This window comes from Rhodoluna sp., from assembly GCF_049276775.1.
Taxonomy (GTDB): Bacteria; Actinomycetota; Actinomycetes; order Actinomycetales; family Microbacteriaceae; genus Rhodoluna.
The window spans coordinates 1-25,591 of sequence record NZ_JBASXC010000076.1 but is presented as its reverse complement, the minus strand read 5'-3'; the positions used below and the strand labels follow the sequence as shown (position 1 = coordinate 25,591).

General features: G+C 51.8%; 27 protein-coding genes and 1 tRNA gene. 18 read left to right on the top strand and 10 right to left on the bottom strand.

Features of this window, described 5'->3' with window-relative positions; genetic code table 11:
* The 13 genes from mfd to ilvA form a co-directional block, all read left to right on the top strand.
* Positions 1 to 3,342, top strand: a 3,342-nt coding sequence (gene mfd / locus WAO31_RS05000; protein WP_509590997.1) for a transcription-repair coupling factor, incomplete at its 5' end; no start/stop codon positions are given.
* Positions 3,343 to 4,035: a nucleoside triphosphate pyrophosphohydrolase gene (locus WAO31_RS04995; RefSeq protein ID WP_509590995.1), complete on the top strand. Its 693-nt coding sequence runs from the start codon at positions 3,343 to 3,345 to the stop codon at positions 4,033 to 4,035. It begins immediately after the preceding gene.
* Between the two features lie 50 nt (positions 4,036 to 4,085).
* Positions 4,086 to 5,294, top strand: a complete 1,209-nt coding sequence (hisS, locus tag WAO31_RS04990; protein ID WP_509590993.1) for a histidine--tRNA ligase — start codon at positions 4,086 to 4,088, stop codon at positions 5,292 to 5,294.
* A 101-nt stretch (positions 5,295 to 5,395) separates the two neighbouring features.
* Positions 5,396 to 6,673 (top strand): phosphopyruvate hydratase, encoded by a 1,278-nt coding sequence (eno, locus tag WAO31_RS04985; protein WP_509590990.1) that lies wholly within the window; start codon positions 5,396 to 5,398, stop codon positions 6,671 to 6,673.
* A 9-nt stretch (positions 6,674 to 6,682) separates the two neighbouring features.
* Entirely contained in the window at positions 6,683 to 7,144 is a 462-nt protein-coding gene (locus tag WAO31_RS04980; protein ID WP_509590988.1) for an FtsB family cell division protein, read from the top strand.
* Positions 7,131 to 7,625, top strand: a complete 495-nt coding sequence (locus WAO31_RS04975) for a DUF501 domain-containing protein (RefSeq protein ID WP_509590986.1) — start codon at positions 7,131 to 7,133, stop codon at positions 7,623 to 7,625. The genes WAO31_RS04980 and WAO31_RS04975 overlap by 14 nt, the downstream gene beginning before the upstream one ends.
* Positions 7,613 to 8,824, top strand: a complete 1,212-nt coding sequence (locus WAO31_RS04970; protein WP_509590984.1) for a S8 family peptidase — start codon at positions 7,613 to 7,615, stop codon at positions 8,822 to 8,824. The genes WAO31_RS04975 and WAO31_RS04970 overlap by 13 nt, the downstream gene beginning before the upstream one ends.
* 12 nt (positions 8,825 to 8,836) lie before the next feature.
* Positions 8,837 to 10,156, top strand: a complete 1,320-nt coding sequence (locus WAO31_RS04965; RefSeq protein WP_509590981.1) for an NAD(P)/FAD-dependent oxidoreductase — start codon at positions 8,837 to 8,839, stop codon at positions 10,154 to 10,156.
* Positions 10,157 to 10,171: 15 nt separating this feature from the next.
* Positions 10,172 to 10,244: transfer RNA gene (locus WAO31_RS04960), tRNA-Leu, on the top strand.
* Between the two features lie 34 nt (positions 10,245 to 10,278).
* A complete protein-coding gene (locus tag WAO31_RS04955) occupies positions 10,279 to 11,238 on the top strand; it encodes an aldo/keto reductase (RefSeq protein ID WP_509590979.1) in 960 nt (319 codons plus the stop codon).
* 100 nt (positions 11,239 to 11,338) lie between these two features.
* Positions 11,339 to 11,902, top strand: coding sequence for a LemA family protein (locus WAO31_RS04950; protein ID WP_509591002.1), 564 nt, complete (start codon positions 11,339 to 11,341; stop codon positions 11,900 to 11,902).
* Positions 11,903 to 11,922: 20 nt separating this feature from the next.
* Entirely contained in the window at positions 11,923 to 12,804 is an 882-nt protein-coding gene (locus WAO31_RS04945; RefSeq protein ID WP_509590977.1) for a M48 family metalloprotease, read from the top strand.
* A 54-nt stretch (positions 12,805 to 12,858) separates the two neighbouring features.
* Positions 12,859 to 14,112, top strand: a complete 1,254-nt coding sequence (gene ilvA, locus WAO31_RS04940) for a threonine ammonia-lyase (RefSeq protein WP_509590975.1) — start codon at positions 12,859 to 12,861, stop codon at positions 14,110 to 14,112.
* Here the strand turns inward: ilvA and greA are convergent.
* Together greA and WAO31_RS04930 are read right to left on the bottom strand one after the other, a co-directional pair.
* Positions 14,109 to 14,588, bottom strand: coding sequence for a transcription elongation factor GreA (greA, locus tag WAO31_RS04935; RefSeq protein WP_509590973.1), 480 nt, complete (start codon positions 14,586 to 14,588; stop codon positions 14,109 to 14,111). The two genes, ilvA and greA, sit on opposite strands and share 4 nt — an antisense overlap.
* Positions 14,589 to 14,605: 17 nt before the next feature.
* The gene (locus WAO31_RS04930; RefSeq protein ID WP_509590971.1) at positions 14,606 to 14,992 is read right to left on the bottom strand and encodes a DUF4307 domain-containing protein; all 387 of its coding nucleotides are present in this window, start codon (positions 14,990 to 14,992) and stop codon (positions 14,606 to 14,608) included.
* Between the two features lie 40 nt (positions 14,993 to 15,032).
* On the opposite strand from WAO31_RS04930, the gene WAO31_RS04925 reads away from it, so the two are divergent.
* On the top strand, positions 15,033 to 15,320 hold the full coding sequence (locus WAO31_RS04925; protein WP_509590969.1) for a hypothetical protein: 288 nt from the start codon (positions 15,033 to 15,035) through the stop codon (positions 15,318 to 15,320).
* A gap of 3 nt (positions 15,321 to 15,323) precedes the next feature.
* Here the strand turns inward: WAO31_RS04925 and trhA are convergent, their stop codons facing one another.
* Positions 15,324 to 16,043, bottom strand: coding sequence for a PAQR family membrane homeostasis protein TrhA (trhA, locus tag WAO31_RS04920; protein WP_509590966.1), 720 nt, complete (start codon positions 16,041 to 16,043; stop codon positions 15,324 to 15,326).
* Positions 16,044 to 16,084: 41 nt separating this feature from the next.
* On the opposite strand from trhA, the gene uppS reads away from it, so the two are divergent.
* From uppS to WAO31_RS04905, 3 genes are all read left to right on the top strand, one after another.
* Positions 16,085 to 16,846, top strand: a complete 762-nt coding sequence (uppS, locus tag WAO31_RS04915) for a polyprenyl diphosphate synthase (protein WP_509590964.1) — start codon at positions 16,085 to 16,087, stop codon at positions 16,844 to 16,846.
* 88 nt (positions 16,847 to 16,934) lie between these two features.
* Positions 16,935 to 18,266, top strand: a complete 1,332-nt coding sequence (phoH2, locus tag WAO31_RS04910) for an RNA 5'-3' helicase PhoH2 (protein ID WP_509590962.1) — start codon at positions 16,935 to 16,937, stop codon at positions 18,264 to 18,266.
* A 54-nt stretch (positions 18,267 to 18,320) separates the two neighbouring features.
* Entirely contained in the window at positions 18,321 to 18,800 is a 480-nt protein-coding gene (locus tag WAO31_RS04905; RefSeq protein WP_509590960.1) for a prepilin peptidase, read from the top strand.
* Here the strand turns inward: WAO31_RS04905 and WAO31_RS04900 are convergent.
* Genes WAO31_RS04900 through xseA form a run of 5 tightly spaced genes read right to left on the bottom strand, consistent with a single transcriptional unit; the run spans position 18,778 to position 22,843 of the window.
* Positions 18,778 to 20,139 (bottom strand): class II fumarate hydratase, encoded by a 1,362-nt coding sequence (locus tag WAO31_RS04900; protein WP_509590999.1) that lies wholly within the window; start codon positions 20,137 to 20,139, stop codon positions 18,778 to 18,780. The two genes, WAO31_RS04905 and WAO31_RS04900, sit on opposite strands and share 23 nt — an antisense overlap.
* Before the next feature lie 52 nt (positions 20,140 to 20,191).
* On the bottom strand, positions 20,192 to 20,821 hold the full coding sequence (locus WAO31_RS04895; RefSeq protein ID WP_509590957.1) for a carbonic anhydrase: 630 nt from the start codon (positions 20,819 to 20,821) through the stop codon (positions 20,192 to 20,194).
* Entirely contained in the window at positions 20,811 to 21,374 is a 564-nt protein-coding gene (locus WAO31_RS04890; RefSeq protein ID WP_509590954.1) for a DUF4245 family protein, read from the bottom strand. The genes WAO31_RS04895 and WAO31_RS04890 overlap by 11 nt, the downstream gene beginning before the upstream one ends.
* A complete protein-coding gene (locus tag WAO31_RS04885; protein WP_509590951.1) occupies positions 21,371 to 21,595 on the bottom strand; it encodes an exodeoxyribonuclease VII small subunit in 225 nt (74 codons plus the stop codon). The genes WAO31_RS04890 and WAO31_RS04885 overlap by 4 nt, the downstream gene beginning before the upstream one ends.
* Before the next feature lie 18 nt (positions 21,596 to 21,613).
* Positions 21,614 to 22,843 (bottom strand): exodeoxyribonuclease VII large subunit, encoded by a 1,230-nt coding sequence (xseA, locus tag WAO31_RS04880; protein WP_509590948.1) that lies wholly within the window; start codon positions 22,841 to 22,843, stop codon positions 21,614 to 21,616.
* 45 nt (positions 22,844 to 22,888) lie between these two features.
* On the opposite strand from xseA, the gene WAO31_RS04875 reads away from it, so the two are divergent.
* Positions 22,889 to 23,890, top strand: coding sequence for a 4-hydroxy-3-methylbut-2-enyl diphosphate reductase (locus WAO31_RS04875; protein WP_509590946.1), 1,002 nt, complete (start codon positions 22,889 to 22,891; stop codon positions 23,888 to 23,890).
* A 201-nt stretch (positions 23,891 to 24,091) separates the two neighbouring features.
* On the opposite strand, the gene fbaA is transcribed toward WAO31_RS04875, so the two are convergent.
* Both fbaA and WAO31_RS04865 read right to left on the bottom strand, forming a co-directional pair.
* Entirely contained in the window at positions 24,092 to 25,117 is a 1,026-nt protein-coding gene (gene fbaA / locus WAO31_RS04870; RefSeq protein WP_509590944.1) for a class II fructose-bisphosphate aldolase, read from the bottom strand.
* On the bottom strand, positions 25,118 to 25,591 hold a 474-nt coding region (locus tag WAO31_RS04865), incomplete at its 5' end, for a PfkB family carbohydrate kinase (RefSeq protein ID WP_509590942.1). It lies immediately after the preceding gene.

Here is a 25,591-nt window from a genome sequence, read left to right as displayed (position 1 = left end):
GCGGAGGACATTGAGCAGGAGCTCGCTTTTCTAGACCCCGACGCCGAAATTTTGCTCTTCCCCTCATGGGAGACTCTTCCTCACGAAAGATTGAGCCCCAGTGCCGAAGTGGTTGGGCGAAGGTATCAAACCCTTGCGCGCCTTAGAGAGCTTGCGGAGCAACCAGCTATAAACCAGGTCTACGTCCTAATCTCAATCCGGGCGGCGCTGCAGCCGATTGTTGCCGGATTGGAAAAGTTTCCACCGCTTGTCCTAACCCGGGGAAAGGACTACCTGCTCCCGGAGCTCTCCCTAAAACTTGTTGAGCAGGCCTACCAGCGGGTGGACATGGTCTCCAGGCGGGGCGAGTTTGCGGTTCGTGGTGGAATTCTGGATATTTTTCCGACGACCAGAGAGCATGCTGTCAGGCTCGAGTTCTTTGGCGATGAACTAGAGGAGATTCGAGAGTTCACCGTTTCGGATCAAAGATCTTCAGAGATCAAGCTTGATTCACTGACCCTTTATCCAGCCCGGGAACTAATTATTACTCCAGCCGTTGCATCCAAGGCAAGAGAAATGATGCACGAGTTTCCAAACCTTTCAACGATGCTCGAGAAGATAGCGCAGGGAATGCCGGTTGAGGGGATGGAGTCACTGGCTCCGGCGCTGGCAGACAAAATGGTTTCAATCTTTGACTACCTTCCGAAGCAATTGAGCGTCATGTTGCTTTCACCAGAAAAGGCCGCCGCCAGGGCGGCAAGCCTTGTTGAAACTAACGAGGAATTTTTACACGCAGCCTGGGATGCCGCAATGGATGGAGCATCGGCACCGATTGACTTATCAGGCGGTGGGTTCATTGATTTTGCAACCTTTAGCTCAAAGCTTCAAAGCTTTCAGTTCGTGACTCTTTCTCCCTTTGGCCAAGACAGTCCCGAGGTTGTAAACCTGGGCATTCTTGAGGTTCCGAATTTTAAGGGTGTGGACTCAACCGCTTTGGAGTGGGTGGCGGCCCAGCTTGAGCAAAAGCACCTGGTGGTGGTTTCCGCTGAGGGTCACGGCACGGCCGAGAGACTCAGAGAGGTTTTTATTCAAGGTCGCCTGCAGGCTGATTTAGTTGTGGAAATTCCGGAAAGCCCTAAACCAAAAACGGTTTATTTGATACAAGCTCCAATTAAGAAAGGTTTTGTCTCGGAGGACTCCAAGCTCACCCTGTTAACTAACACCGAGTATTACTCGAGAGGCAGCTACACCTCGCCTCAGGTTCGAAAGCTTGCTGTCAAGAGGGGAGCTGCGGTTGACCCACTGACTCTCAAATCGGGCGACTACGTGGTTCATGAAATCCACGGAATTGGAAGATTTAAGGAACTGGTTCAGCGAACCAGTGGTATCGGAGCCAGGCAACATCAGCGAGAGTATTTGCTAATTGAGTACGCGCCTCCCAAACGAGGCTACCCAGAGGACACCCTGTTTGTTCCCACCGATCAGCTGGATATGCTGACCAGATATATCGGCGGAGAAGCGCCGGTTATTTCCAAGCTGGGTGGTTCAGATTGGTCTAGGGCTAAAGGCAATGCTCGTAAGGCAGTTCGCAAGATAGCCATCGATTTGGTCAAGCTTTACTCGGCACGCATGAATTCAAAGGGCTATCCGTTTGCATCGGATACTCCATGGCAGCACGAGCTCGAAGAAGCCTTTCCTTTCCAAGAAACGCCCGATCAGCTCACCACCATAGACGAGGTAAAGCGTGACATGGAAAAGCCAATTCCGATGGACAGGCTTCTGGCCGGTGACGTGGGATACGGCAAAACTGAGGTGGCGATTCGTGCCGCATTCAAAGCTATTCAGGACGGCAAGCAGGTTGCGATGCTGGTGCCAACGACTTTGCTTGTGCGCCAGCACACCGACACTTTTCTTGAGCGCTTCGCAGGTTTTCCCGTGAACGTAAAATCCCTTTCTCGTTTTCAAACGGCTAAGGAGGTCAGGGAAACCATCGCAGGACTTGCAAACGGTGGGGTGGATCTAGTGATTGGCACCCACCGAATACTTTCTGACAACGTTAAATTTAGAAATCTCGGCCTCATCATCATTGATGAAGAGCAGCGCTTCGGGGTTGAGCACAAGGAAAAGCTCAAGGCAATAAAAACCAACGTTGACATTCTTGCGATGAGCGCAACTCCAATTCCAAGAACCCTCGAGATGGCAATCACTGGGATTAGAGAGATGTCCACTCTGGCCACGCCGCCAGAAGACCGTCACCCCATTCTGACCTTCATCGGTGGTTACAGCGAGAAGCAGGTTGCGGCGGCTATCAGGCGAGAACTAATTCGCGAGGGTCAAGTCTTCTTTGTTCACAACCGAGTGGCGACAATCGAAAAAACTGCGAACGATATAGCCAAGCTGGTTCCGGAGGCGCGGATTGCGGTTGCTCATGGACAGATGCCTGAGGCCGCTCTCGAGCAAGTGGTGGTCGATTTCTGGGAGAAGAAGTTTGACGTGCTAGTTTCAACCACCATCATCGAAACTGGAATCGATATTCCAAACGCCAACACATTGATTATTGATCGAGCTGAACACTTCGGATTGTCCCAGCTGCATCAGATTCGCGGTCGAGTGGGAAGGAGCAGAGAGCGTGCCTACGCCTACTTCTTCTATGACCCGGCAAAGCCGCTAAGCGAAACCTCACACGACCGATTAGCTACCATAGCCCAGAATAATGAGCTGGGCGCCGGCATCCAGGTTGCGCTGAAGGACCTTGAGATTCGGGGAGCCGGCAACATGCTCGGCGGAGAGCAATCTGGACACATCGCTGGTGTTGGATTTGATTTGTATCTGCGGATGATCGGTGAAGCGGTTTCCGAATTCAAGGGCATAAAGCTTGATACTCCTGCAGAACTAAAGCTTGAAATTCCAATCGATGCTCACATCCCAGACACCTACCTAGACTCTGAGCGACTCAGGCTCGAGGCCTATCACAAGTTAAGTGCCGCCTCGGGCCAGTCAAGCACCCGAGAAAACCTAGATGCTATTTTGGCCGAACTGGAAGATCGCTACGGAATTGCGCCAGAGCAGGTACGAAACCTGATTGAGGTCACCGAGCTTCGCCAGATTGCGAACCGAGTGGGCCTAAAGGATGTCAACCTTCTAACTGGTGTCGCGCGATTCACACCGGTTGATCTCACCGAGTCCGAGCAGGTGAAGCTAAGTAGGGAGTATCTCGGGCTAAAGTATTTGCAATCAGCCAAATCGCTTCAAGTTCCTATTCCTATGGCACCTAATGGCGAGACCGTGTCTGGCAGGGACCTGGTTGAATTTACAAGAGCAGTTTTCGAAGTGATTGACAACCTTCAAGAGGAAGAGAAGTAAATGACAAAAATAGATGAGCTCATTGAAACCGCGCGTCAGCTTCGAGCTCCAGGCGGTTGCCCGTGGGACGCTGAACAGACTCATCAGTCACTTACCAAGTACTTGATTGAAGAAACCTACGAGCTGATAGAAGCCATCGAGTCCAATGACCGCCAGCAAGTCCTAGAGGAACTGGGCGATGTTTTATACCACGTTGTATTCAACTCTGATCTAGCCGAGTCGGGCTCTCTGGGGGAGCCATTTAACATTCAGGATGTAGCGGAACTTTCAATTGTAAAGATGAAGGGCAGGCACCCCCACGTCTTTGGATCAAAAGAAGAGCTTGAGAAGTTCAAAGCTGAAACTGGCGACGATGTAATGCAAAGTTGGGACGCTCACAAGATGAAGGAAAAGCCAGAACGCCAGAGCGTACTGGATGGAATTCCGAGCTCTCTACCGGCCCTACTTTTAGCCGACAAGGTAATTGGGAAAGCTCAAAAACTTGGAGTCTTGGATTCAGAGGCGAAGCCAGCTTTTGAGCTTGCCAACGAGGAGCAGCTGGGTGGATTACTCCTGGCCCTAGTGCTCTCGGCGAAGCAGCAGGGGCTGGATTCGGAGCGGGCACTTCGCGAGACCCTTAGAGAATTACAAGTTGAGATTAGAACGTTCGAGCTAAGTGATGATTTTGACGCCGGAGTCATTGGTAAGGCTTAGAGCCCACCGGTATCCAGGCTTTTTGCCCTTGTTCTGCCAGACTTGAGCCCATGGCATCGCAAATCAATCCTCCTCGCGGTATGCGGGATTTTCTGCCTCAGGAAAAGGCCATCCGAAACGAACTGCTTGCGAAAATTGTTGGAAGCTACGCCTCCCACGGTTTCCAGGAAATTGAGACCCCAGCTCTTGAGGCTATCGAGAGATTGAGCTCGGGCGATGGAGGGGACAACGAAAAGCTCGCCTTCAAAGTTCTAAAGCGCGGCGAAGATCTAGAACAGGCAATTGGTCAGAACCCAGACGATCTAGCAGACCTCGGTCTTCGCTACGACCTAACCGTTCCATTGACTCGCTACTACGCAACCAATCACGCAAAACTACCGAAAGTTTTCAAGGCTATCCAGGTTGGGCCGGTATGGCGTGCAGAGCGCCCGCAAAAAGGTCGATACCGGCAGTTTGTTCAGTGCGATATCGATATCATCGGAGACGAATCAGTAATAGCGGAAGTCGAGCTTCTGAACGCAAGCATGAATGCCCTAAAGGCAATCGGAATCACCGAGGCAAAGGTTCGAGTGAATCACCGACAGCTTCTAACTCTGAGTATCAAGGCATTGGGTTTGTCCGATTCTGATCAAGCCAAGGCCATGGTCACAATCGACAAGCTTGACAAGGTGGGAATCGGTGGCGTCGAAGAAGAAATGAAGGAGCGCTTCGGCGACAAAGTTTCTCAAGCAACCGCCGACTGGCTGAATTCACTCTCCAGTGATCTGCCGGTTCCTAAAGAGCTCAAGGAACTGTTTAGTTCAGTTGAGTCTTTACACCCCGGTGCGCTCCGGTTTGATCCAACACTGGTTCGTGGCATGGGTTACTACACCGGGGCCATTTTTGAAATTGAGCACCCGGCATCGGGTGTCTCAATTGGTGGCGGTGGTAGATACGACGGCATGGTCGGTAAGTGGTTGGGTACCGCAACACCGGCAGTTGGAATCTCAATCGGTTTCGAAAGAGTTGCTGAGCTGGTTGCCGCAAGTAGCACGGGAGAAAAACTTCTGGTACTAATTTTTGATGCAGATAATTTCGATGGCGCTCTTTTGGTTCAGGCTGAGGCAATCGCCGCTGGATACTCGGTAAGGCTTGAGCCAAAGCCCAAGAAATTGAATTTAGTGCTTGAAACGCTCAATACCCAAGGGTTTAAGCATTTTGCGGTGCTAGAAGAGCCTGAATCGGGCTTGAAAGGGCTAAACATCAAGCCAATTAGCTAGTGCTATGCCCTCTCAAACTAAACTAGGGATGTAGAGCTAACGACGACGTTTCTTGAATTGGCTAATTGGCCGCTAACACAACTTCCAAAAGGAGAAACAACTTGTCACTTATTGAAGCCATCGGCGCTAGGGAAATCCTGGACTCCCGAGGAAACCCAACCATCGAAGTTGAAGTATTGCTTGACGACGATTCCTTCGGTCGTGCCGCGGTACCTTCGGGCGCATCAACCGGTGCCTTTGAAGCTCACGAGTCCAGGGATGGAGACAAAAAGCGCTACCTAGGCAAAGGTGTTCAGCAAGCGGTGCTCAAAGTCATCGGTGAGATTGACGAGACCCTGGTCGATTTCGACGCAACCGATCAGAGATTGATCGATTCCGCCCTAATTACACTGGACGGAACCGACAACAAGTCAAACCTTGGGGCCAACGCAATCCTTGGGGTCTCACTCGCAGTTGCCAAGGCCGCTGCCGACAGTTCGGGCCTTCCGCTTTACCGATACCTTGGTGGCCCCAATGCTCACACTCTTCCTGTTCCTCTGATGAACATTGTCAACGGAGGAGCACACGCGGACAACGGCGTTGACATACAGGAGTTCATGATTGTTCCAGTTGGAGCTCCAACTTTCTCAGAGGCAGTTCGTTGGGGTGCCGAGGTTTATCACTCCTTGAAAGCCTTGCTCCAGTCAAAGAAACTTTCAACCGGTCTTGGTGATGAAGGTGGCTTTGCTCCTGATCTTCCAACCAACCGTGCGGCTCTCGAGTTAATCTCTGAAGCTATTGAAAAAGCTGGATACAAAGTTGGTGACGACATTGCCCTGGCTCTTGATGTTGCAGCCACCGAGTTTTACAAAGACGGTAAGTACCACTTCGAGGGCAAGGCCCGCAGTTCCGATGAAATGATTGCTTACTACGAGGACTTGGTGAACTCGTTTCCATTGGTGTCAATCGAGGATCCACTGGACGAGAACGATTGGGATGGCTGGGCGGCAATGACGGCAAAGCTTGGCAAGAAAGTTCAATTGGTTGGCGATGACCTGTTTGTAACCAACCCAAGCCGCCTTTCTACCGGAATCGATAAGGGAACTGCCAACAGCATTCTTGTGAAGGTCAACCAAATCGGTACCCTAACTGAGACCCTGGATGCGGTCTCCATGGCCCAATCAAACGGAATGACCGCCATCATCTCGCACCGCTCGGGTGAGACAGAAGACACTTTCATTGCTGACCTAGCGGTTGCTACAAATGCGGGTCAAATCAAGACCGGAGCTCCAGCCAGAAGCGAGCGAGTCGCCAAATACAACCAGCTGCTTCGCATCGAGGAAGAACTCGCTGACGCGGCTTACTACCCCGGAGCCAAGGCGTTCAAAAACTTCCACTAGGAATAGATAATGAGAATTACCGGTCGGCTAAACAGCTACACTCTGGCCTTACTGTCCGTAATTCTCATCGGCATTTTCACTCTGGCTCCGAGCTTTCAAATTTGGTACGAGCAGCGTCAGGAAATTTCCGACTACCAGGCACTGGTTGCTCAAGCTAAATTAGAACTTGAGGATATGGAGGCCGAGCGTCTGCGCTGGGAAGACGAAGTTTATATTCGAGCGCAGGCCAGAGATCGTCTCTATTTCGTGATGCCCGGCGAAGTCAGCTTCCTAGTGATGGACGCCGAAGGTATTGATGTCTCCGACACCTCAGGAACAGTTGGGGCGATGCTCGCCGAAAAGCGGAAGCGGAGTGGATTCAGCGCGGAGGTGTTAGCCAATAAGGGAAACTGGGTAGATGCCTTTTTGGAGTCAGCGCTTCGGGCAGGCCTGGAAGAACCCAATCAGGAAATAGACAGTGCCACTAACTAAGGTCACCGAGAAAGACATCGCTTCGGTATCTAATCAACTCGGCAGGCCAGCTCGAGACATAATCGCAATAGCTGCTAGGTGTGTTTGTGGTAATCCGGTAGTGGTTCAAACCGCTCCGAGACTCGAGGACGGCACTCCCTTTCCAACTGTGTATTACCTAACTCTTCCAGCTGCAACATCAGCGGTTTCAACCCTTGAGACATCGGGTCTGATGATGGACCTACAAAACAGACTTACCGAGGAACCTGAACTAGCTTCCGCTTACAAGAGAGCTCATCAGAGCTATCTCGAGGATCGAGCTCTGCTTGGTGATGTTGAGGAAATTGAGGGAATTTCTGCTGGAGGAATGCCCACCAGGGTCAAGTGCTTGCATTCGCTGGTTGCTCATTCGCTCGCTAAGGGAGAGGGTGTCAACCCGATTGGCGACCTAGCTCTTGAAAAGTGCAGTTGGTCATTAGATCGGTGCGTATGCGAAAAATAGTTGCCTCCGCTCTGGTTGCACTTTTCACCCTTTCGGTAGCTACCTCGGCAGCAGCCGATCCGATCAGGGATCGACAGTACTGGCTGAACGATTTTGGTTTCACCAAAGCCTGGCAACTTAGCCGCGGCGAGGGAATTAGGGTAGCCGTAATCGACACTGGGATTGATGCCACTCATCCCTCATTAGAGGGTGCTGTGGTTGGGGGAATAGACGTATCCGGTCTTGGGTCAAGCGATGGACTTACCCCGGTTGGTCAAAACAGCTATCACGGCACGATGGTGGCTTCCTTACTTGCAGGGAGGGGAGACCCCGAAGATGAATCAGCAGGAATTTTGGGAACTGCGCCGAAGGCGCAGCTACTTTCTGTCTCGATGGCCTTTGGTGTTGCAGGTCTAGACACCGACGATCAAATTGCGAGGGGGATTATCTGGGCAGTTGATAACGGCGCGCGTGTGATCAACTTATCGTTGACCAGAAATTCTGTTTCGTGGCCGAAGTCTTGGGATGAGGCTTTCGGTTACGCATTTGAAAACGATGTTGTCATAGTTGCCGCGGTTGGAAATCGAGTGGATGGGACCGAGCAAGTTTCAGCACCGGCAACAATCCCTGGAGTAATTGCAGTTGCCGGGGTAGATAAAAATGCTCAAGCTAGTGCACTATCTTCAACCAGCGGTTTCACCATTGCAGTGACTGCTCCAGCAGAGGAATTAGTGGCCGCTTACCCGGGAGGCGAATATAGAATCTGGTCGGGAACTAGCGGAGCGGCCCCGATAGTTTCCGGAATGGTTGCACTGATCAGATCCCTATATCCGGAATTAGATGCGGCTAACGTGGTCAACCGCGTAATTGAATCTGCTGTGAAGGTTGGATTTGAAACCTATTCGACCTCCTACGGCTATGGGCTAATCGACGCTGAGAGGGCTCTTACAATTGATCCCGACCCGATTTTAGAAAACCCCCTCGGGTCATTATTCGAGTGGATTAGCCTTTACCGGGAGGGAGCACCTGTTGAACTCGCTCCTGGGGAAATCATTACCCCGATAGAGTCCCCGGTGGTCGAAATTGTCCAATCCGAAAGCCTAATCCCGAACGTGTGGCTACCTTTGGCTGGGTATGCTGGTGTTGGGCTTTTAGCCACATTCTTATACCTAGTCTTCAGGCCAAAAGCCAGGGGCACAACCAGCGATAAGCGGAAGTAGTGAATTAGACCAATGCCTAGAATCCTCATCGTCGGCGGCGGATACGCCGGTTTTTACACCGCCAGAAAACTCGAGAAGTACCTGCGGAAAAACGAGGCAGAGGTCACCATGATCGACCCTCTTCCCTACATGACTTACCAGCCTTTTCTTCCAGAAGTTGCCGCTGGCTCAATCGAGCCAAGGCACGCGGTGGTTTCACACCGACGTCACCTATCTCGCACCGAGATTATTACCGGACGGGTGTCTCATGTTGGTCACAAAAACAAAAAGGTAACAATTGAAGTTCCAGGCCTTGCTCCCTACGAACGCGAGTATGACCACGTAGTCGTAACCGCCGGTGCGGTTTCGAGAACTTTCCCAATTCCAGGAGTTGCCGAAGTAGCTATCGGAATGAAGACCATCGAAGAAGCTATCGAGGTTCGTCACCGGATTCTCACAAACTTCGACAAGGCGGCAAACCTACCCGAGGGTCCCGAGCGCCAGAGACTCCTAAGCTTCGTCGTTGTTGGAGGAGGCTTTGCCGGAATTGAGGCTTTTGCAGAGATGCTTTCGCTAGCAACTTACCTACTGCGCTACTACCCAACTTTGAAATTTGAAGACGTAAACTTCCACCTAATCGAAGCCATGGAGCGGATTATGCCCGAGGTCTCACTAAAGACCAGCCACTGGGTAATTAAAAATCTTGAGAGGCGAAACGCCAAGGTTCACCTCAGCACCCAGCTAGTTTCTGCGGATGACGGAATTGTGGAGCTTTCGACCGGTGAAAAATTTGCCGCTGACACGATTGTTTGGACAGCCGGTGTTATGGCAAACCCGGTCTCGAAGCACACTGATCTTCCAACCGATGAGCGCGGCCGCATCACTGCAAATGCCTCACTTCGGGTTGTAGACGGAGAAGAGGTACTGGAGGGAGCTTGGACCTGCGGAGACGTATCAGCTGTTCCAGATCTTTCCGGAGACGGTGTCGGTGGATACTGCGTTCCTAACGCCCAGCACGCTGTGCGCCAGGGCAAGCTCATGGCTAAAAACTTGGTTGCCGCTCTGCGAGGAGAGGGACTCAAGGACTACCACCACAAGAACCTTGGAGCGGTTGCCGGCTTGGGAATTGGTGTTGGCGTTTTTCAGTTCCGAAACATCGCAATCACGGGCTTCCCAGCCTGGATTATGCACCGTGGCTACCACGGACTCGCAATGCCGATGTGGGAAAGAAAGATTCGTGTATTCAGTGGTTGGGTCTCAAACGCCCTTTTCCGTCGTGACGTCGTCTCAATCGACGCTGTGAAGGAACCTCGATTAGCATTCGAAACCTGGGCCTCCAGAGCTAAGAGATAGCTTCTGATGATTGTGGCCCCCGTAGCCCAATGGCAGAGGCAGACGACTTAAAATCGTCACAGTATGGGTTCGAGTCCCATCGGGGGCACAATGGAAGCCAATCAAAAAAAGATGGGAATCGAATGAAGACCCGAAAACTAGGACCCTGGCAGCTATCCACAATCGGAATCGGTTGTATGAATCAGTCTTGGCCAGGAGGTTCGGCGCTTGAGCCAAAGAGTCGAGCCGAATCGGCTATACCCGGCCTTCACGCGGCAATGGATGCCGGAATCACATTTATTGACACGGCAGATATTTATGCTCCAACTTGGAACTCCATCGGACACAACGAGAAATTTGTTGCAGAAGCACTTGCGACTTGGAGTGGAACTAAAGAGCAAAAGGAAAAAATTGTCATCGCAACCAAGGGAGGAATTGCTCGTCGCCCCGGTGAAGTTTGGGGAAGAAACGGATCAATGGATTACTTCCTTCGAGCAGCCGAAGCCTCAGCTGCGAGACTGGGAGTGGACAAGATTCAGCTTTGGCAACACCACAGGCTTGACCCAACACTTGAATTTGAAACACAGTTCGAAAACGTGCTCACGCTTAGACAGCAAGGTCTTATTGAACAAATTGGTGTTAGCAACTACAACGCCAAACAGCTTGAGATTGCGATCAAATTAGGTGGAACTGCCGACCAAGGTGGAGTAGTTTCCGTTCAGAACGAATTGAGTCCTCGCTACCGCCACGAGCTAGATGTGCTTGAGTTGTGCGAAAAGCACGGCTTGGCATTTTTGCCATGGTCACCGCTTGGAGGTTCGACAAATAAGTCCGAAGTCACCTCAGGAAAAGTTGGGATGTTTGAGCAGATTGGGCAAAAGTACGGCATTTCGCCATACGCCACCGCAATTGCCTGGCACTTGAAACTTTCTCCTTCGATCATTCCAATCCCGGGTGCGACCAGGGTCGAATCGGTATTGGATTGCCTGAGCGCTGTGGATGTAGAGCTATTAGATGAGGATTTTGAAGCACTGAATGCCTCCTTACCCGAGACCGTGCCGGCCTCGCCCCAATTGCTCCCAGCCCCTAGTTTCAGGTCCTAGCTTCGGGTTTCCTGTGATGGGAGGCCTTAGGGCCCAATTTCTTGGCTCCTGGGGCTAGCATCTTTCATAGACGTTCTTTTGTGAGGGGAATTAAGTGGACATCGCACTTTTGGTAATTATTGGCCTAGTTGTCTTGATTGGGCTTTGGATTTGGTCTACCTATAACGCTCTGGTTGCACTAAACGTAAGGGTTGATGAGGCTTGGAGCGACATCACGGTCCAGCTCAAGCGCCGCGCCGATCTCATTCCAAACTTGATTGACACCGTGAAGGGCTACGCGGCCCATGAGCGCCAGGTATTCGAAGCGGTCACTAAGGCAAGGGCTGCAACCGTTTCCCCTGACGCGCTTTCACACCCAGAGCAGGCCGGTGCCGCAGAGAACATGCTTCAGGGGGCGCTCAAGTCGCTATTCGCTGTTGCCGAAGCATATCCGGTTCTCCAGGCCAGCCAGAACTTTCTTCAGCTGCAGGCCGACCTAACCGATACTGAGAACAAGATCATGGCGTCAAGGCGTTTCTACAACGGCGGAGTAAGAGAACTAAACGTCAAGGTGTTGCAGTTTCCGCAAAACTTATTTGTGAAGTCCCTAGGATTTCCAGAGCGGGAATTCTTTGAGGTGGCAGATCTAGCGAGTATCGCAGAGCCACCTAAGGCTAGCTTCTAGTCGACAGGGCTATCCAGTAGATGTACTCAGCGATAGCTGCCAATAAGCGTAACACAATCATCATCGTGTTGCTTTTTGTTGCCTTGCTTAGCGGTCTTTCAATCTGGTGGGGAACAGCTTCGGGAAATGGCTCATCAGCTCTTTTAATTGTCGGCTTCGTTTTGATCTACACAATTTTCCAGTACTACATGGCGGGAAAGATTGCAATCGGAATGACCGGCGCTGTGGAGATTCAGCAGTCGGATAATCCAAGGCTCTGGCGAATCGTAGAAAACCTTTCGATTGCAGAAGGCATTCCAATGCCAAAGGTTTACATCATCAACGATCCAGCCCCAAATGCTTTTGCCGCTGGGCGCGACCCGGAACACGCACTTGTGGCTGCCACAACTGGACTGCTGGTTATCATGGAGGATAACGAACTCGAGGGAGTCATGGCCCACGAGCTGGCTCACATTAGAAACTATGACATCCGAGTGGCAACCATTGTGTTTGGGTTGGTTAGCGCCGTGGGCATCCTGGCTGATTTTGCAATCCGGGCGGCATTTTTTGCGGGCGGTAACCGTTCGAGAGACGGTGCCGGTGCGGTGTTCCTGATTATCGGTCTAGTGGCGAGCGTGATCGCCTGGTTTATTGGCCCAATCGTGAGCGCCGCCGTTTCCAGGCAGCGAGAATACTTGGCAGATGCAACTGGGATTGAGATCACCAGATACCCAGATGGCCTCGCTAGTGCCCTGAACAAGCTCGGTGAGTACGGCCGACCCATGAAGAAGGTCAGCGCCTCAATGGCCCACATGTTCCTCAACGACCCCATTAAGCCGGGCTTCACTGAACGCCTTTTCTCGACCCACCCGCCGATTCCAAAGCGTATTGAGCGTATTCAGGCAATGGGAACTAAGTTCTAGGGTCAATACCTAACTAAACTTGAGGGCTGAGCAATCTTTTCGAAAGGCCTTTTCATGACTAACGAGCAACCGGTAGTTGTTCCTGCGCTTAGTGAGTTTGCTGCTGCGCTTGCCAACGTTCGTCAGGTTGCCACAGAGACCCCAGTTCTTCACTCTCACTACCTTTCCAAGATGGTTGGACAAGAAATTTGGTTAAAGTGTGAGAACCTGCAGCGCACCGGTGCTTATAAAGTGCGTGGTGCGTTCAACAGAATGAGCAAACTCACCAAAGAAGAAAAGAAAAAGGGCGTTATCGCAGCTTCGGCTGGTAACCACGCTCAGGGCGTTGCCCTGGCTGCTAAAAAGCTCGGAATCAAGGCAACTGTTTACATGCCAATCGGAGCATCACTTCCCAAGGTTGCGGCAACTAGAAACTATGGCGCAAAAGTTGTCTTGGTTGGAGCCACCTTTGCCGAGGCCCTAAAGGCAGCTCAAGAAGAAGCCAAAGTCTCGGGAGCAATATTTATCCCCCCTTTCGATCACATCGATGTTGTTCTTGGCCAGGGAACCGTTGGCGTTGAGATTATGGATCAACACCCGGATGTTTCGACAATTGTTGTGGCAATAGGTGGCGGAGGTTTGGCCGCAGGAGTGGCGGTAGCGGCAAAGCTGACCGCGGAAGCTCGTGGAAAGAAAATCCGCATAATCGGAGTTCAGGCAGAAAATGTTGCCCCTTATGCCGTGTCAATGAAAACTGGGAAGCTAACCGAAGTTACAGCGAGCCCCACGATTGCCGACGGTATAGCCGTTGCAAAACCCGGTCGAGTTCCATTTGAACTGATCAAGAAGTACATTGACAAAGTCGTCACAGTTTCTGAGAATGACATCGCTAAGGCTATTTTGGTTTTGCTTGAGAGAGCGAAACAGGTCGTTGAGCCGGCTGGTGCGGTTGCAGTTGCCGCGCTTCTAAGCGGCAAGGCAAAAGCCAAGGGTAAGACCATCGCTATTTTGTCGGGTGGAAACATGGATCCGCTTTTGTTGCAGAGAGTTATCCGCCACGGACTATCCGCTTCCGATCGGTACACAAACTTCTCGGTGATGCTCCCGGATCGCCCTGGACAGCTTGCGCTCACTGCAGAGGTTATTGCTGGGGCTCACGCTAACGTTGTTGAGGTTCTTCATACCAGGCACGGTAACGGTCTTCAGATTAGTGAGGTGGAATTGAACTTGTCGGTCGAAACCAGCGGTCACGAGCACAGACTCGAAGTTGTTAAGGCTTTGGAAAAAGCTGGTCTAAGACCACGACTCGAGAAGGCCCGCGAGGATTAGGCGTTAGCTACGCCAAGAATCTTTACCTTGATCGCCTTACCGTTGGGTAAGAACACCTCAAGATCATCTCCAACTTTTTTACCAAGGATGGCACTTCCTATTGGTGAGTCTGGAGAGTAAACCTCAACGCTGTCATCGCTAATCTCGGCACTTCCGAGCAAAAACTTCTTCTCAGTACCGTTTAGGTTAACGGTAATTACAAGTCCCTGCTCAACAACCCCGTGGGCCTTTGGGGCGTCACCAACCTGAGCCGTTGAAAGAATTTGCTCAATGCGATTGATCCGGGCTTCAATCTTGCCCTGCTCCTCTTTGGCCGCGTGATAACCACCGTTTTCTTTGAGGTCACCCTCTTCTCGAGCCTCTTGAATGCGCTTTGCAATGTCAGCACGGCCGACGTTGATTAAGGTCTCTAATTCCTCGGCAAGCCGGTCGTAGGCTTCCGGGGTGAGCCAGCTGGCTTCGTGCATTTCAGACATAATCCCACAAGCCTATTTCAACGACAGCCGGCAACCAAGCCCGAAGTTCCAAGCTCGGTTGTGATGACAGTGGTTGAAATAACTACTGAACGGCCCGCTGACGGGGCCACGGGAAGGCTTTTTAGGCCAACCACTGCAAAGCTTTGGCTCAGCACCTGAACATCACAAACCACGGCCTTGCCCGGGGTTCTAGAAACCTCGAATACAACTTCTGTTGAAAATTCGTCAATTACGGTGAATCCAACATCTCGTGTGGAGGTCCGATTGGCGTTATCCACCGTAAATAAAATTGCCCATACCAAAAAGCTCACCAGAGCCAAAGCCCCGACTGTTATGGCAAAGGCCCGGTCGCGCTTTTTGTTTCTACCTACGCCATAGCGTTGTTGTAAGAGATTTTCGCTCACCCGTTAAGGTTAACCGACAAACGTAGTTCATACTTGGAGTATGAACCTTTTGACCCTACTCTCCGAGACTGGCGCCCCGGGCGAAGTAATTATTGACGATACCTGGTACAGCCCAGGTGTGGTCGGTTTTATAGCGACTTTCAGCATGGGCGGAGCTGCGGTGTTACTCATTATTGACCTAGTCAGACGGGTAAGACGAGTTAGATACCGTGCAGAGATTTCAGAGAAGCTTGATCTTGAGCAACTAGAGCAGAGTCTCAAAGACTCACCCGAAGAGCCTAGAGCTAAGCCCGAGCGCCCAGCCCCACCTGAAAAACCTCAGCGTTAGTTTTTAGGCAAAGGAGCCCGAAACCGGGCTTAGAGAAATAAGCAACACAGCTGTCCAGTGGCACAAAAAAGCTAGCACTGTGAAGCTGTGAAAAATTTCGTGAAAACCAAAGTGACCCGGAACCGGGTTTGGTTTTTTCATCGCATAGACGATTCCGCCAAGTGTGTAGAGCAGTCCGCCTATCAAGATAAGTAGCATCATCGCAAGGTTGGCATCCAAAAGTTCCGGTAAGTAAACAACCGCCGCCCAACCCATTGCGATATACGTCAAAACATAAAGCCAACGCGGGGCTCCGATCCAGAAAACTCGGAAGCCAATTCCCAAAAGCGCTACCGTCCAGATTGCGACAATTAGCAACAGCCCCTTCTCCTGGGGAAGTGCGAGCAGAGTAATTGGCGTATAGCTTCCGGCAATTAGCAAAAAGATATTGGCGTGATCGACTCTCTTTAGGGCCAGCTTGGCCCTAACCCCCCAGTTGAAGCGGTGGTAGATAGCACTGGTTCCAAACAGCAGAACGGAGCCTGCGAAAAATACCGCCGCGGCAATCTTGGCAACCAGGCCATCGGCTAGCACCACGAGGACTATGCCGCCGGCGATAGCTATCGGTAGCACGCCGGTGTGTATCCAACCGCGCCAAGTGGGCCTGGTCTCTGGCTCCACCTCACCAGCTAACTGGGACAGCGGAAGGTGAATTGGGGTGTCCGAGGTTCGATCGTTAGACATGATGCCAGCCTAGTTTGGTTTTCGAGCGGTAATCTTATTTGGTGCGCAATCTGGTTTATCGACTCTATGAGACTCGTCTTGAGCAGCAGCTCGACAAGGCAAATATCCCACAGCACATAGCGGTAATGCTCGATGGAAATAGGCGCTGGGCGGATAAGAAAAACGGCTCTAAAGCAAAAACCGGTCACGTTGCCGGAGCGCAAAAGATCTTTGACTTTCTATCCTGGTGCGACGGCCTCAAGGTACCGGTGGTCACCCTTTACTTGCTTTCAACGGAGAACCTCAGAAAGCGCGACTCGGAAGAGCTTAAGGATTTGTTGGTAATTCTGACTGGACTCGCGAAAGAGATGGTCCGTCGCGGCAACTGGAAGCTTCGACTGGTTGGTGACAGGAGCTCGCTGCCAACTGAATTTTTAGAAGTTCTCGAGCAGAGTGAACTAGCCTCAAAGGACACCGCCGGGGCTCAAGTGAATCTAGCTATCGGGTACGGCGGTCGACAGGAGATCACCGACGCGATGAGATCTATCGTTCGCGACTCAATAAGCCACGGGGCTGATCTTGTGAAGCTCGCTGAGTCTCTAACCCCTGAGCTTATAGCCAAGCATCTTTACACCTCCGATCAGCCAGACCCAGACTTGATCATCAGAACTTCGGGGGAACAGCGACTGAGTGGGTTCTTACTTTGGCAGTCAAGCAACTCTGAACTTTACTTCGAAGAAGCCCTCTGGCCGGATTTCCGAAGGGTTGATTTCCTCCGCGCCATCAGAGCCTTTGCCCGAAGGCATCGCAGGTTTGGCGCCTAGGGCGCACCCGTATTCGGGCGTGTTGCTATCAGCTCCATAGGCATTCTGGCTTTACCTTAAAGCTAAGCCTGAATCTATGGAGGACTAATTGCCTAAAGCAGAAGCCGCTTCCCCGCTCAAGAACCAAAGCAAAAAAGACCAGGCGGTGAGAACCTTTGTGCTTGATACCTCAGTGCTTCTGTCAGACCCGAAGGCGATGTTCCGGTTCGAGGAACATGAAGTCGTCATTCCAATCGTGGTAATAAATGAACTTGAGAAAAAACGTCACGACCCTGAAATCGGGTATTTCGCAAGGGTTGCCCTTCGCCACCTCGATGATCTTCGCCAGAAGCACCAGCGATTGGATTTCCCAATCGAGGTTGGTGAAAAAGGAACCCTGAGGGTTGAGCTAAACCACAGCGACCAGTCGGTTCTGCCAACCGGCTTCCAGCTCGGCGATAACGACTCCAGAATTTTATCGGTAGCCATGAACCTATCCAACGAGGGTTTCAAGGTCACGGTTGTCTCAAAGGACTTACCAATGCGTGTCAAAGCCGCGAGCCTTGGCATGCGCTCTGAGGAATACCTAAATGAGCTAGCCGTTCAGTCGGGATGGAGTGGTATTTCAGAACTTGCTCTAAACGCCGATCAGATGGCTGAACTGTACGACAACGAAATGATTTCTCATCCGGATGCTCTCGAGCTCCCAGTAAACAGCGGACTGGTAATTTCCTCAGAGCGTGGACACGCTCTTGGCCGAGTCACATCCGATAAGCAGGTAAAGCTCGTTAGAGGTGACCGCGAGGTCTTTGGAGTGCACGGCAGATCAGCGGAGCAACGATTGGCGATTGACTTTCTTCTCGATCAGGAAATTGGAATCGTATCGATGGGAGGTCGTGCCGGAACAGGAAAGTCTGCCCTGGCCTTGTGCGCGGCTCTTGAGTCTGTAGTTGAGCGCCGGCAGCACAAGAAGATCATGGTCTTTAGACCCCTCTATGCGGTTGGTGGGCAGGAGCTTGGCTACCTGCCGGGCACAGAGGCGGAAAAGATGAACCCCTGGGGCCAGGCTATTTTTGACACCCTGAGCGCCCTGGTCTCCAAAGAGGTTATCGAACACATTCAAGACCGGGGCTTGCTGGAGGTACTGCCTCTTACCCACATTCGGGGCCGCTCTCTTCACGACAGCTTCGTAATCGTCGACGAGGCACAGTCTCTCGAGCGAAACGTGCTACTCACCGTGCTTTCCAGAATCGGACAGAATTCGAGGGTTGTGCTAACCCACGACGTTGCCCAGCGCGATAACCTGCGAGTTGGAAGGCACGACGGCATAGCTTCGGTAATCGAGACCCTAAAGGGTCAGTCGCTGTTTGCCCACGTCACACTGAGTCGTTCTGAAAGAAGCGCTATCGCAGCCTTGGTGACTGAACTACTGGATCGCTAGGTGAGCTGGGGATAACTTTCGCTATCCCCGAGTCAAGGTCAATAACCTGACGAGGTGTTTGAAAATCTCTCCTCGTTGTTTTCGGCACTCGGTCTTGGCTATCTGGTGCTTGTAGCCTGGCCCTTAGCCAAGACCGACATCACCCAGCGGCGCTTACCCAATAAGTATGTCCTGCCTGCGTTTCCAATTACCTGGGCTGGTCAATTATTGGCGGGGCTTTTTGGGGCTGGATTTATAAATATGCTTTGGGCATTTACTGCAGGTGTTGTGACTTTCATTCTTGCGCTTCTCATCAACCGGGCGGGACTTCTCGGTATGGGGGACGTGAAGCTAATGAGTGTTATGGCAATAGCCCTCGGCTGGTACTCGCCACTTCTTCCAATGGTTGCTCTTGGCCTCAGCTTTTTGATTGGTGGGCTAGTGGCCTCAGGGCTGCTTATTTTGAAAAAGATTAAGCTCGGCGGTTCAATGCCACTTGGACCCTATTTGTTGGCGGGTTTTTTCGGAGCAGTTACTTTGGTGGTCTGGTCATAGACAGAACATCCAAGGCAGCATCGAGCTGATCTAGGGTAAGTTCCCCGCGGTCAATGAAGCCCAAATCTATGACCGCTTCACGGATGGTCATGGAGTTAGCGACCGAGTGCTTGGCAATCTTGGCAGCTGCCTCATATCCGATGACTTTATTAAGCGGTGTCACAATAGACGGGCTCGATTCGGCAAGGGCCCTGGCTCGCTCAACGTTGACCTCAAGTCCCTCGACGGTCTTATCCGCCAACACCCTAGAGGAGTTTGAAAGTAGCCGAATTGATTCAAGTAAGGCGTTTCCCATAACTGGGATTGCCACGTTGAGTTCAAAGTTTCCAGTTGAACCAGCCCAGGCTACGGTTTGATCGTTGCCTATTACCCTTGCGCAAACCATCAAGACGGCCTCCGGAATTACCGGGTTGACCTTGCCGGGCATAATCGACGAGCCCGGCTGTAGATCAGGAATTGACAGTTCACCGAGGCCAGCGTTTGGGCCAGACCCCATCCAGCGAAGGTCATTGTTAATCTTTGTCAGGCTAACCGCGAGCACCCGTAGGGCGCCGGAGGCCTCAACCAGGCCATCCCTTGCCCCCTGGGCTTCAAAGTGATCGCGGGCCTCAGTGATTGGAAGTTTGGTTTGCTTGGCAAGAAGCTTGATCACAGCTTGAGGGAAACCCTTAGGGGTATTGATCCCAGTTCCAACTGCTGTGCCACCGAGTGGAACTTCGGCAACTCTGCCAATTGATGATTCGATTCTTTCTATGCCGTATCGAATCTGTGCTGCGTAGCCACCAAATTCTTGACCCAGGGTGACCGGGGTGGCATCCATTAGGTGAGTGCGCCCGGCCTTGACAACTTCGGACCAGGTTTTTGCTTTTGTTTCAAGTTTTTTAGCCAAGTAGTCAAGCGAAGGAATTAGGTCATTAATCAAAGCAGAGGTCACCGCAAGGTGCACTGAAGTTGGGAATACATCGTTTGAAGACTGCGAGGCATTTACGTGGTCGTTAGGGTGAACCGGCTTACCGAGGTGCTTGGTTGCGAGAGTTGCTAACACCTCGTTCATATTCATGTTCGAGGAAGTTCCCGAGCCGGTCTGATAAACATCAACCGGGAAGTGCTCATAAAGATCTCCACCGATTACCTCGTCGGCAGCTTTTGCAATTGCATTTGAAATATCTTTGTCGAGGACACCTAGCTCCGCATTTGCAAGAGCCGCCGCCTTTTTGATTTCCGCTAGAGCTGAGATGTGGGCACGCTCGAGAGTTGTACCGGAGATCGGAAAGTTCTCGACCGCTCTTTGTGTTTGAGCTGCGTAGAGAGCATTCTTGGGGACTTTAACTTCGCCCATGGTGTCATGTTCAATTCGGTATTCCACGAGAATCGAGCCTTTCTTGAGGGCCTTAGTTGATATTTCCGACGGTGACGAGCGGCGTCACCTTGCCAAGAGACAGTTGGTAAGTTGCTCCCACAACAGCTAATTTACCGCTTCTGACAGCGCTATCGATCAGTTTGGAGCGGCTAATCAGCTCCTGGACGGTGGCTTTTATGTGCAGGGCGGTAATCTCATCAATTGAGTCGGTACCCGCTACTTTGGCAGCCTCAACGGTTGGTTGAATGCGCCGCACGAGGTCTTGGATAAATTCGCCCTCGGTCACCAGGTTGCCGTCGAAGGAGGCGATAGTTGCCTGGATAGCGCCACAACTATCGTGGCCTAAAACTACAATCAGCGGAACATTTAGCACTTCCACGCTGTACTCGAGCGATCCCAGGGAAATGGTTGACATCACTTGACCGGCATTTCTCACCACAAAAAGCTCACCTAGACCGACGTCAAAAATAATCTCTGCGGCGAGTCTGGAGTCAGAGCAACCAAACAACGCGGCGAAGGGGTGTTGGGTTGCCGCTAAGTCGCTCTGGTGTTGAATGCTCTGCCTGGGGCCCGAAAAAGAGCCCTGAATAAACCTTTCGTTACCCTCAAGGAGCCTTTGGTAAGCCTGAGTTGGAGTGAGGGACAAACTGCTATTTCTCAATTAACAAAGTTAGCTGTGAAGCAAAGTCCTCAAGCTGCTGAATTGGTGCGACCCCGTAAACAAATACTGCGTTTCCCTGATAATCCAACACCATCATGTAGTCCTTGGACTTTCTTGGAGTGTTTTGTCTCAGGTTCTCGTAAATTTTCCAATTCTCACCCTGCAACACAACCTCGCCAGTTTGCTTATTTGATTCAAGCATGAGCTGCATCCAGGTTGTGTTTACTTCAAAACCCTGAGTCATTGCAATGAATTCACTGTTTGGACCAACAAAACCGGCATACCAGTTAGACACTCCATCGAGTGCCGAAGATCGATAGCGGGCGGCGTTGGCGTACCAGTCGACCGGTAAAACCGGAACCAAAATTTTCCCAGGCGCCTCCTTGGCGGCCTCAACTGCAACGGCCTGGTAATCAACCGGCTGGATTCGATTTGAATCATCGCGAGGCACCGCAAGAACCAAAAGCACCATGACACCAACTGATGCCACTAGAGAAAGTAGGAGATTGATTAGAGTCTGACGAGCCCGGCGCTTTGCCGCGGCATCGCTCATTCGGCCGAACTCTTTTTCGACTTGGCAGCTTTTTCAAGCTGGGCCCTAGCTCCGGAGAGCCACTGCTCGCACTTATCAGCTAAAGCCTCGCCCCGTTCCCAAAGCTTCATGGATGCCTCCAGGGTCACAGAGCCAGTTTCGAGCTCGGCCACTACCTTGATCAGCTCGTCACGGGCCTGCTCGTAGCTCATGGTTGCCACGTCTTTGTTGTTTTCACTCATTATGCGTTAAGCCTACTTTCAATCTGCGGTAGCCCCAAGATCGCCCCCGGCCAGGGTGATTTTGATCTTCTGACCAGACTTGACTTGCTTTGGCTCAGTAAGAACGTGGCCCTCGAGATCCCGAATTACGGCGTAGCCGCGGTCCAGAGTCAGCTTCGGCGAAAGGGCCCTTACCTGACCTCTCAAGCCCGAGACCTGAAGAGTTTGTTTTTCAAGGGTATTTTTCGCCTGAGTAAACAGCGACTGTCTAAGTTGAGAAATCTGCAGAGAACGCTCGTCGACCAGGGTGAAGGGGTTTGCAAGAATCGGTCGTGATCTAATCCCCGAAATTAATTCGATTTGATTTTGAAGGAACCCTGTCACCCTTAGCCCGATTCGCTCCAGGGCCTGAGAAATTTTCTTTCGCTCTTCAACTACGTCGGGAACGACTCGCTTTGCGGCATCAGTTGGCGTTGATGCTCGAAGGTCGGCAACCTCATCGGTTAGCGGTCTATCATTCTCATGCCCGATGGCGCTTACAACCGGCGTCTTACAGTTAGCAACCGCGCGAACAACTTTCTCATCTGAGAAAACAAGTAAGTCCTGGAAGCTTCCGCCGCCTCGAGCCAAAATAATCACATCCACCTCAGGGTCGGAATCCAGGAGCTCAATTGCCTTGATGATTTCTGGTCCGGCCTTATCGCCCTGCACGGGACAATGCTGAACCCGGAAGCGAACCTCGGGCCAGCGAAGCTTGGAGTTTTGCAAGACATCTTTTTCGGCGTCACTGTTGGCCCCGGTAATTAGGCCAATAAGGTTTGGCAAGAAAGGAAGCGGTTGTTTTCGCTCGGCAAGAGTTAGCCCCTCTTTGACCAATTGCTGGCGCAATCTTTCGATGCGCTCCAGTAATTCACCAAGGCCTACTTTTCTAATTGCGAGAACATCCATGCTGGTTTTACCGGAGCGTTCCCAGAAATCCGGGTGAACAAGCGCAACGACGCGATCACCAGCTGAGAGTTCGCTGACTGCAGCCAAAACATCTGGCCTGCGGGAGTGGATGGAGAATCCTTTATCGGCTACCAGATCCCGCAACTCGCCAAAGAACACGTCCTTCTTGGGGCTAATTTGAGATATTTGACCTTCTACCCAAACGTTGCCCAGCCGGGTTATCCACTCCTTGAGAGTGTTAGTGAAATTGGCCACCGACCAGGGGGTTTGTTCGCTGGAGACCCGAGAATCAGAGGAATCTGGTGCTTGATTCTCCGACATGGCTATTCCTTAGGGAGGGCTGATTATCTCTCGTACACTTGAAGGGTGACCCAACTAAACAATACCGCCCAGCGGCGCGTGCTTCTGGCCGCCCCAAGAGGATACTGCGCAGGTGTTGACCGCGCGGTTATTGCCGTGGAGAAGGCCCTCGATCACTACGGTGCTCCGGTCTATGTCCGCAAAGAAATTGTCCACAACAAGCACGTTGTGACCGGCCTTGAAAAGCGCGGAGCAATTTTTGTCAACGAGGTAGACGAAGTACCCGAGGGCTCAGTTCTGGTTTTTTCAGCTCACGGAGTTTCTCCTGCGGTAGTCAAGGCATCTGAGGCTAGGGGCTTGAACACTATTGACGCGACCTGCCCACTGGTCACAAAAGTGCACCGCGAGGTTCAGCGATTTGCCCAGGAAGAGTACGACATTTTGCTTATCGGCCACGAGGGCCACGAGGAAGTTGAAGGCACGGCCGGCGAAGCTCCGGATCACGTTCAGCTAATTGATGGAGCAGACGGTGTTGCAAACGCAACAGTCAAAGACCCAAAGAAAGTCATCTGGCTTTCTCAGACCACCCTTTCTGTCGACGAGACAATGGAGACAGTCCTAAAGCTTCGTGAGAAATTCCCAACACTCCAGAATCCTCCAAGCGATGACATTTGCTACGCAACTCAGAACCGTCAGGTTGCAATCAAGAAAGTCGGATCTGAATCCGACCTTGTACTCGTGGTTGGATCCGCAAACTCCTCAAACACAGTGCGCCTTGTCGAGGTAGCTCTGGAAGCTGGAGCCAAAGCTGCCTACCGCATCGATTACGCAAGTGAGATTCAAGAGCAGTGGTTTGAAGGAGTCGAAACCGTCGGAGTCACCTCCGGAGCATCCGCCCCAGAAGAACTCGTCGACGAGGTTCTTGCCTACCTAGAGGCCAAGGGCTACGGGGGACCAACTGAAATCACAACTGCCGAAGAAGACGTACAGTTCTCTCTCCCCAAGGAGCTTCGCAAGGATCTAAAAAGCGCTGGCCAAGACACCAGCAATAAGGTCAAGCGGTCTTAGGGCCCGAAGTCAGTCTCTTTGAGCGGATGACCGCTTCGGTCGTAAGTTGTCCATATCCCAATTTGTTTACCAAGATGGAATTTTCCGGCCCGCATCAGCGAGCCGTCTTTTCTGAAAAACTTCCAAGAGCCGTGCATTTGCCCGTCCTTGTATTTACCCGTGTATCTAGGGGTCCCGTTATCGTAAAACGGTTCGTGCAATCTAGGCCTTTGGTGACTTACCCGCAGAACCAAGCTGGTTAGCAGCTTCAATAACCCGGGCTGCCATGGAGGCCTCGGCTAGTTTGCCCCAGACTCTAGGGTCATAAGTTTTCTTGTTGCCAACTTCGCCGTCTACTTTTAGAACGCCATCATAGTTCTGGAACATGTGACCTGCGATTGCGCGACTGAATGCGTACTGGGTGTCGGTATCGATGTTCATCTTGATCACACCAAAGCTCACGGCGTCCGCAATTTCTTTAGCGGTAGAACCCGACCCACCGTGGAATACCAGGTCAAACGGTAAGTTCTTGGAGTACTTTTTTCCGACCGCTTGCTGAATCTCGTCCAGTAGTTCTGGTCTGAGTTTTACACTTCCTGGCTTATAGCTACCGTGAACGTTTCCGAACGTGAGGGCCGTTAGGTAGCGGCCGTTTTCTCCCAGACCCAGAGCCTCGGCTGTTGCGATTCCGTCTTCGACCGTTGTGAAAAGATGTTCACCCATTCCACCCTCGACTCCGTCTTCCTCGCCACCAACAACGCCAATCTCAACTTCCAAAATTGAACCGACTGCTTTAGTTTTTGCAAGTAGCTCTTTAGCTATCTCTAGGTTTTCTCCTAGGGGTACAGCTGAGCCGTCCCACATGTGTGAATTGAAGAGTGCGTCTTGACCAGATCTGATGAGCTCAGCCGAAACCTCGAGAAGAGGTCGGACGAATCCATCGAGCTGATGCTTGGCGCAGTGGTCGGTGTGAAGTGCTACGGTCACTCCGTATCCCTTGGCTGCTTCACGAACAAAAGCCGCCATTGCCTGAGCCCCGATAGCCATTGACTTTACTGTTGAACCTGACCAATACTCAGCTCCACCGGTAGAAACCTGCAGGATGCCATCCGAGCCAGCTTCTTGAAGACCCTGAAGAGCGGCGATAGCGGTTGAAGAAGAAGAGACGTTGATTGCTGGGTATGCAAAGCCTGAAGACTTGGCTCGGTCGAGCATTTCAAGATAGGCATCCGGTGAGGCTACTGGCATTTAGTTCTCCTTGTAAATAGCTGGTTCCTTGAGCGATGCGGTGAGGTCTGCTTCCTCAGTCAAAAATACCTCGGGTAAGTTGTCAATGTTTTCTAAACCACTAGTTGGCTGAGATACCTTGACGGCACCCCACTGAACTGCAGCCATCGCGCCAACTGGAACGTTAAATCCAACGCTTATATCCTCATGGCCCTCGGTTAGGGGGTTTTTGACGATTGCTGCCAAGAACCCAGCAAGGGTCGCGTCGCCGGCACCAACGGTGTTGATGACCTTCACAGGAGTGGTTCTTGTTCCCCAGGCTCTGGATTTAGTGACGGCCAACATGCCATCGGATCCAAGGGAGGCAAGCACACACTCAACACCGTGAGCGCAAAGCTCACGTGCTGCTTCGATGACGTCTCCATTTGTTAGAAGTGAGCGCTTTACGGCGGAGGCAAGTTCCTCGGCGTTTGGTTTCAATATGGCGGCCTCGCC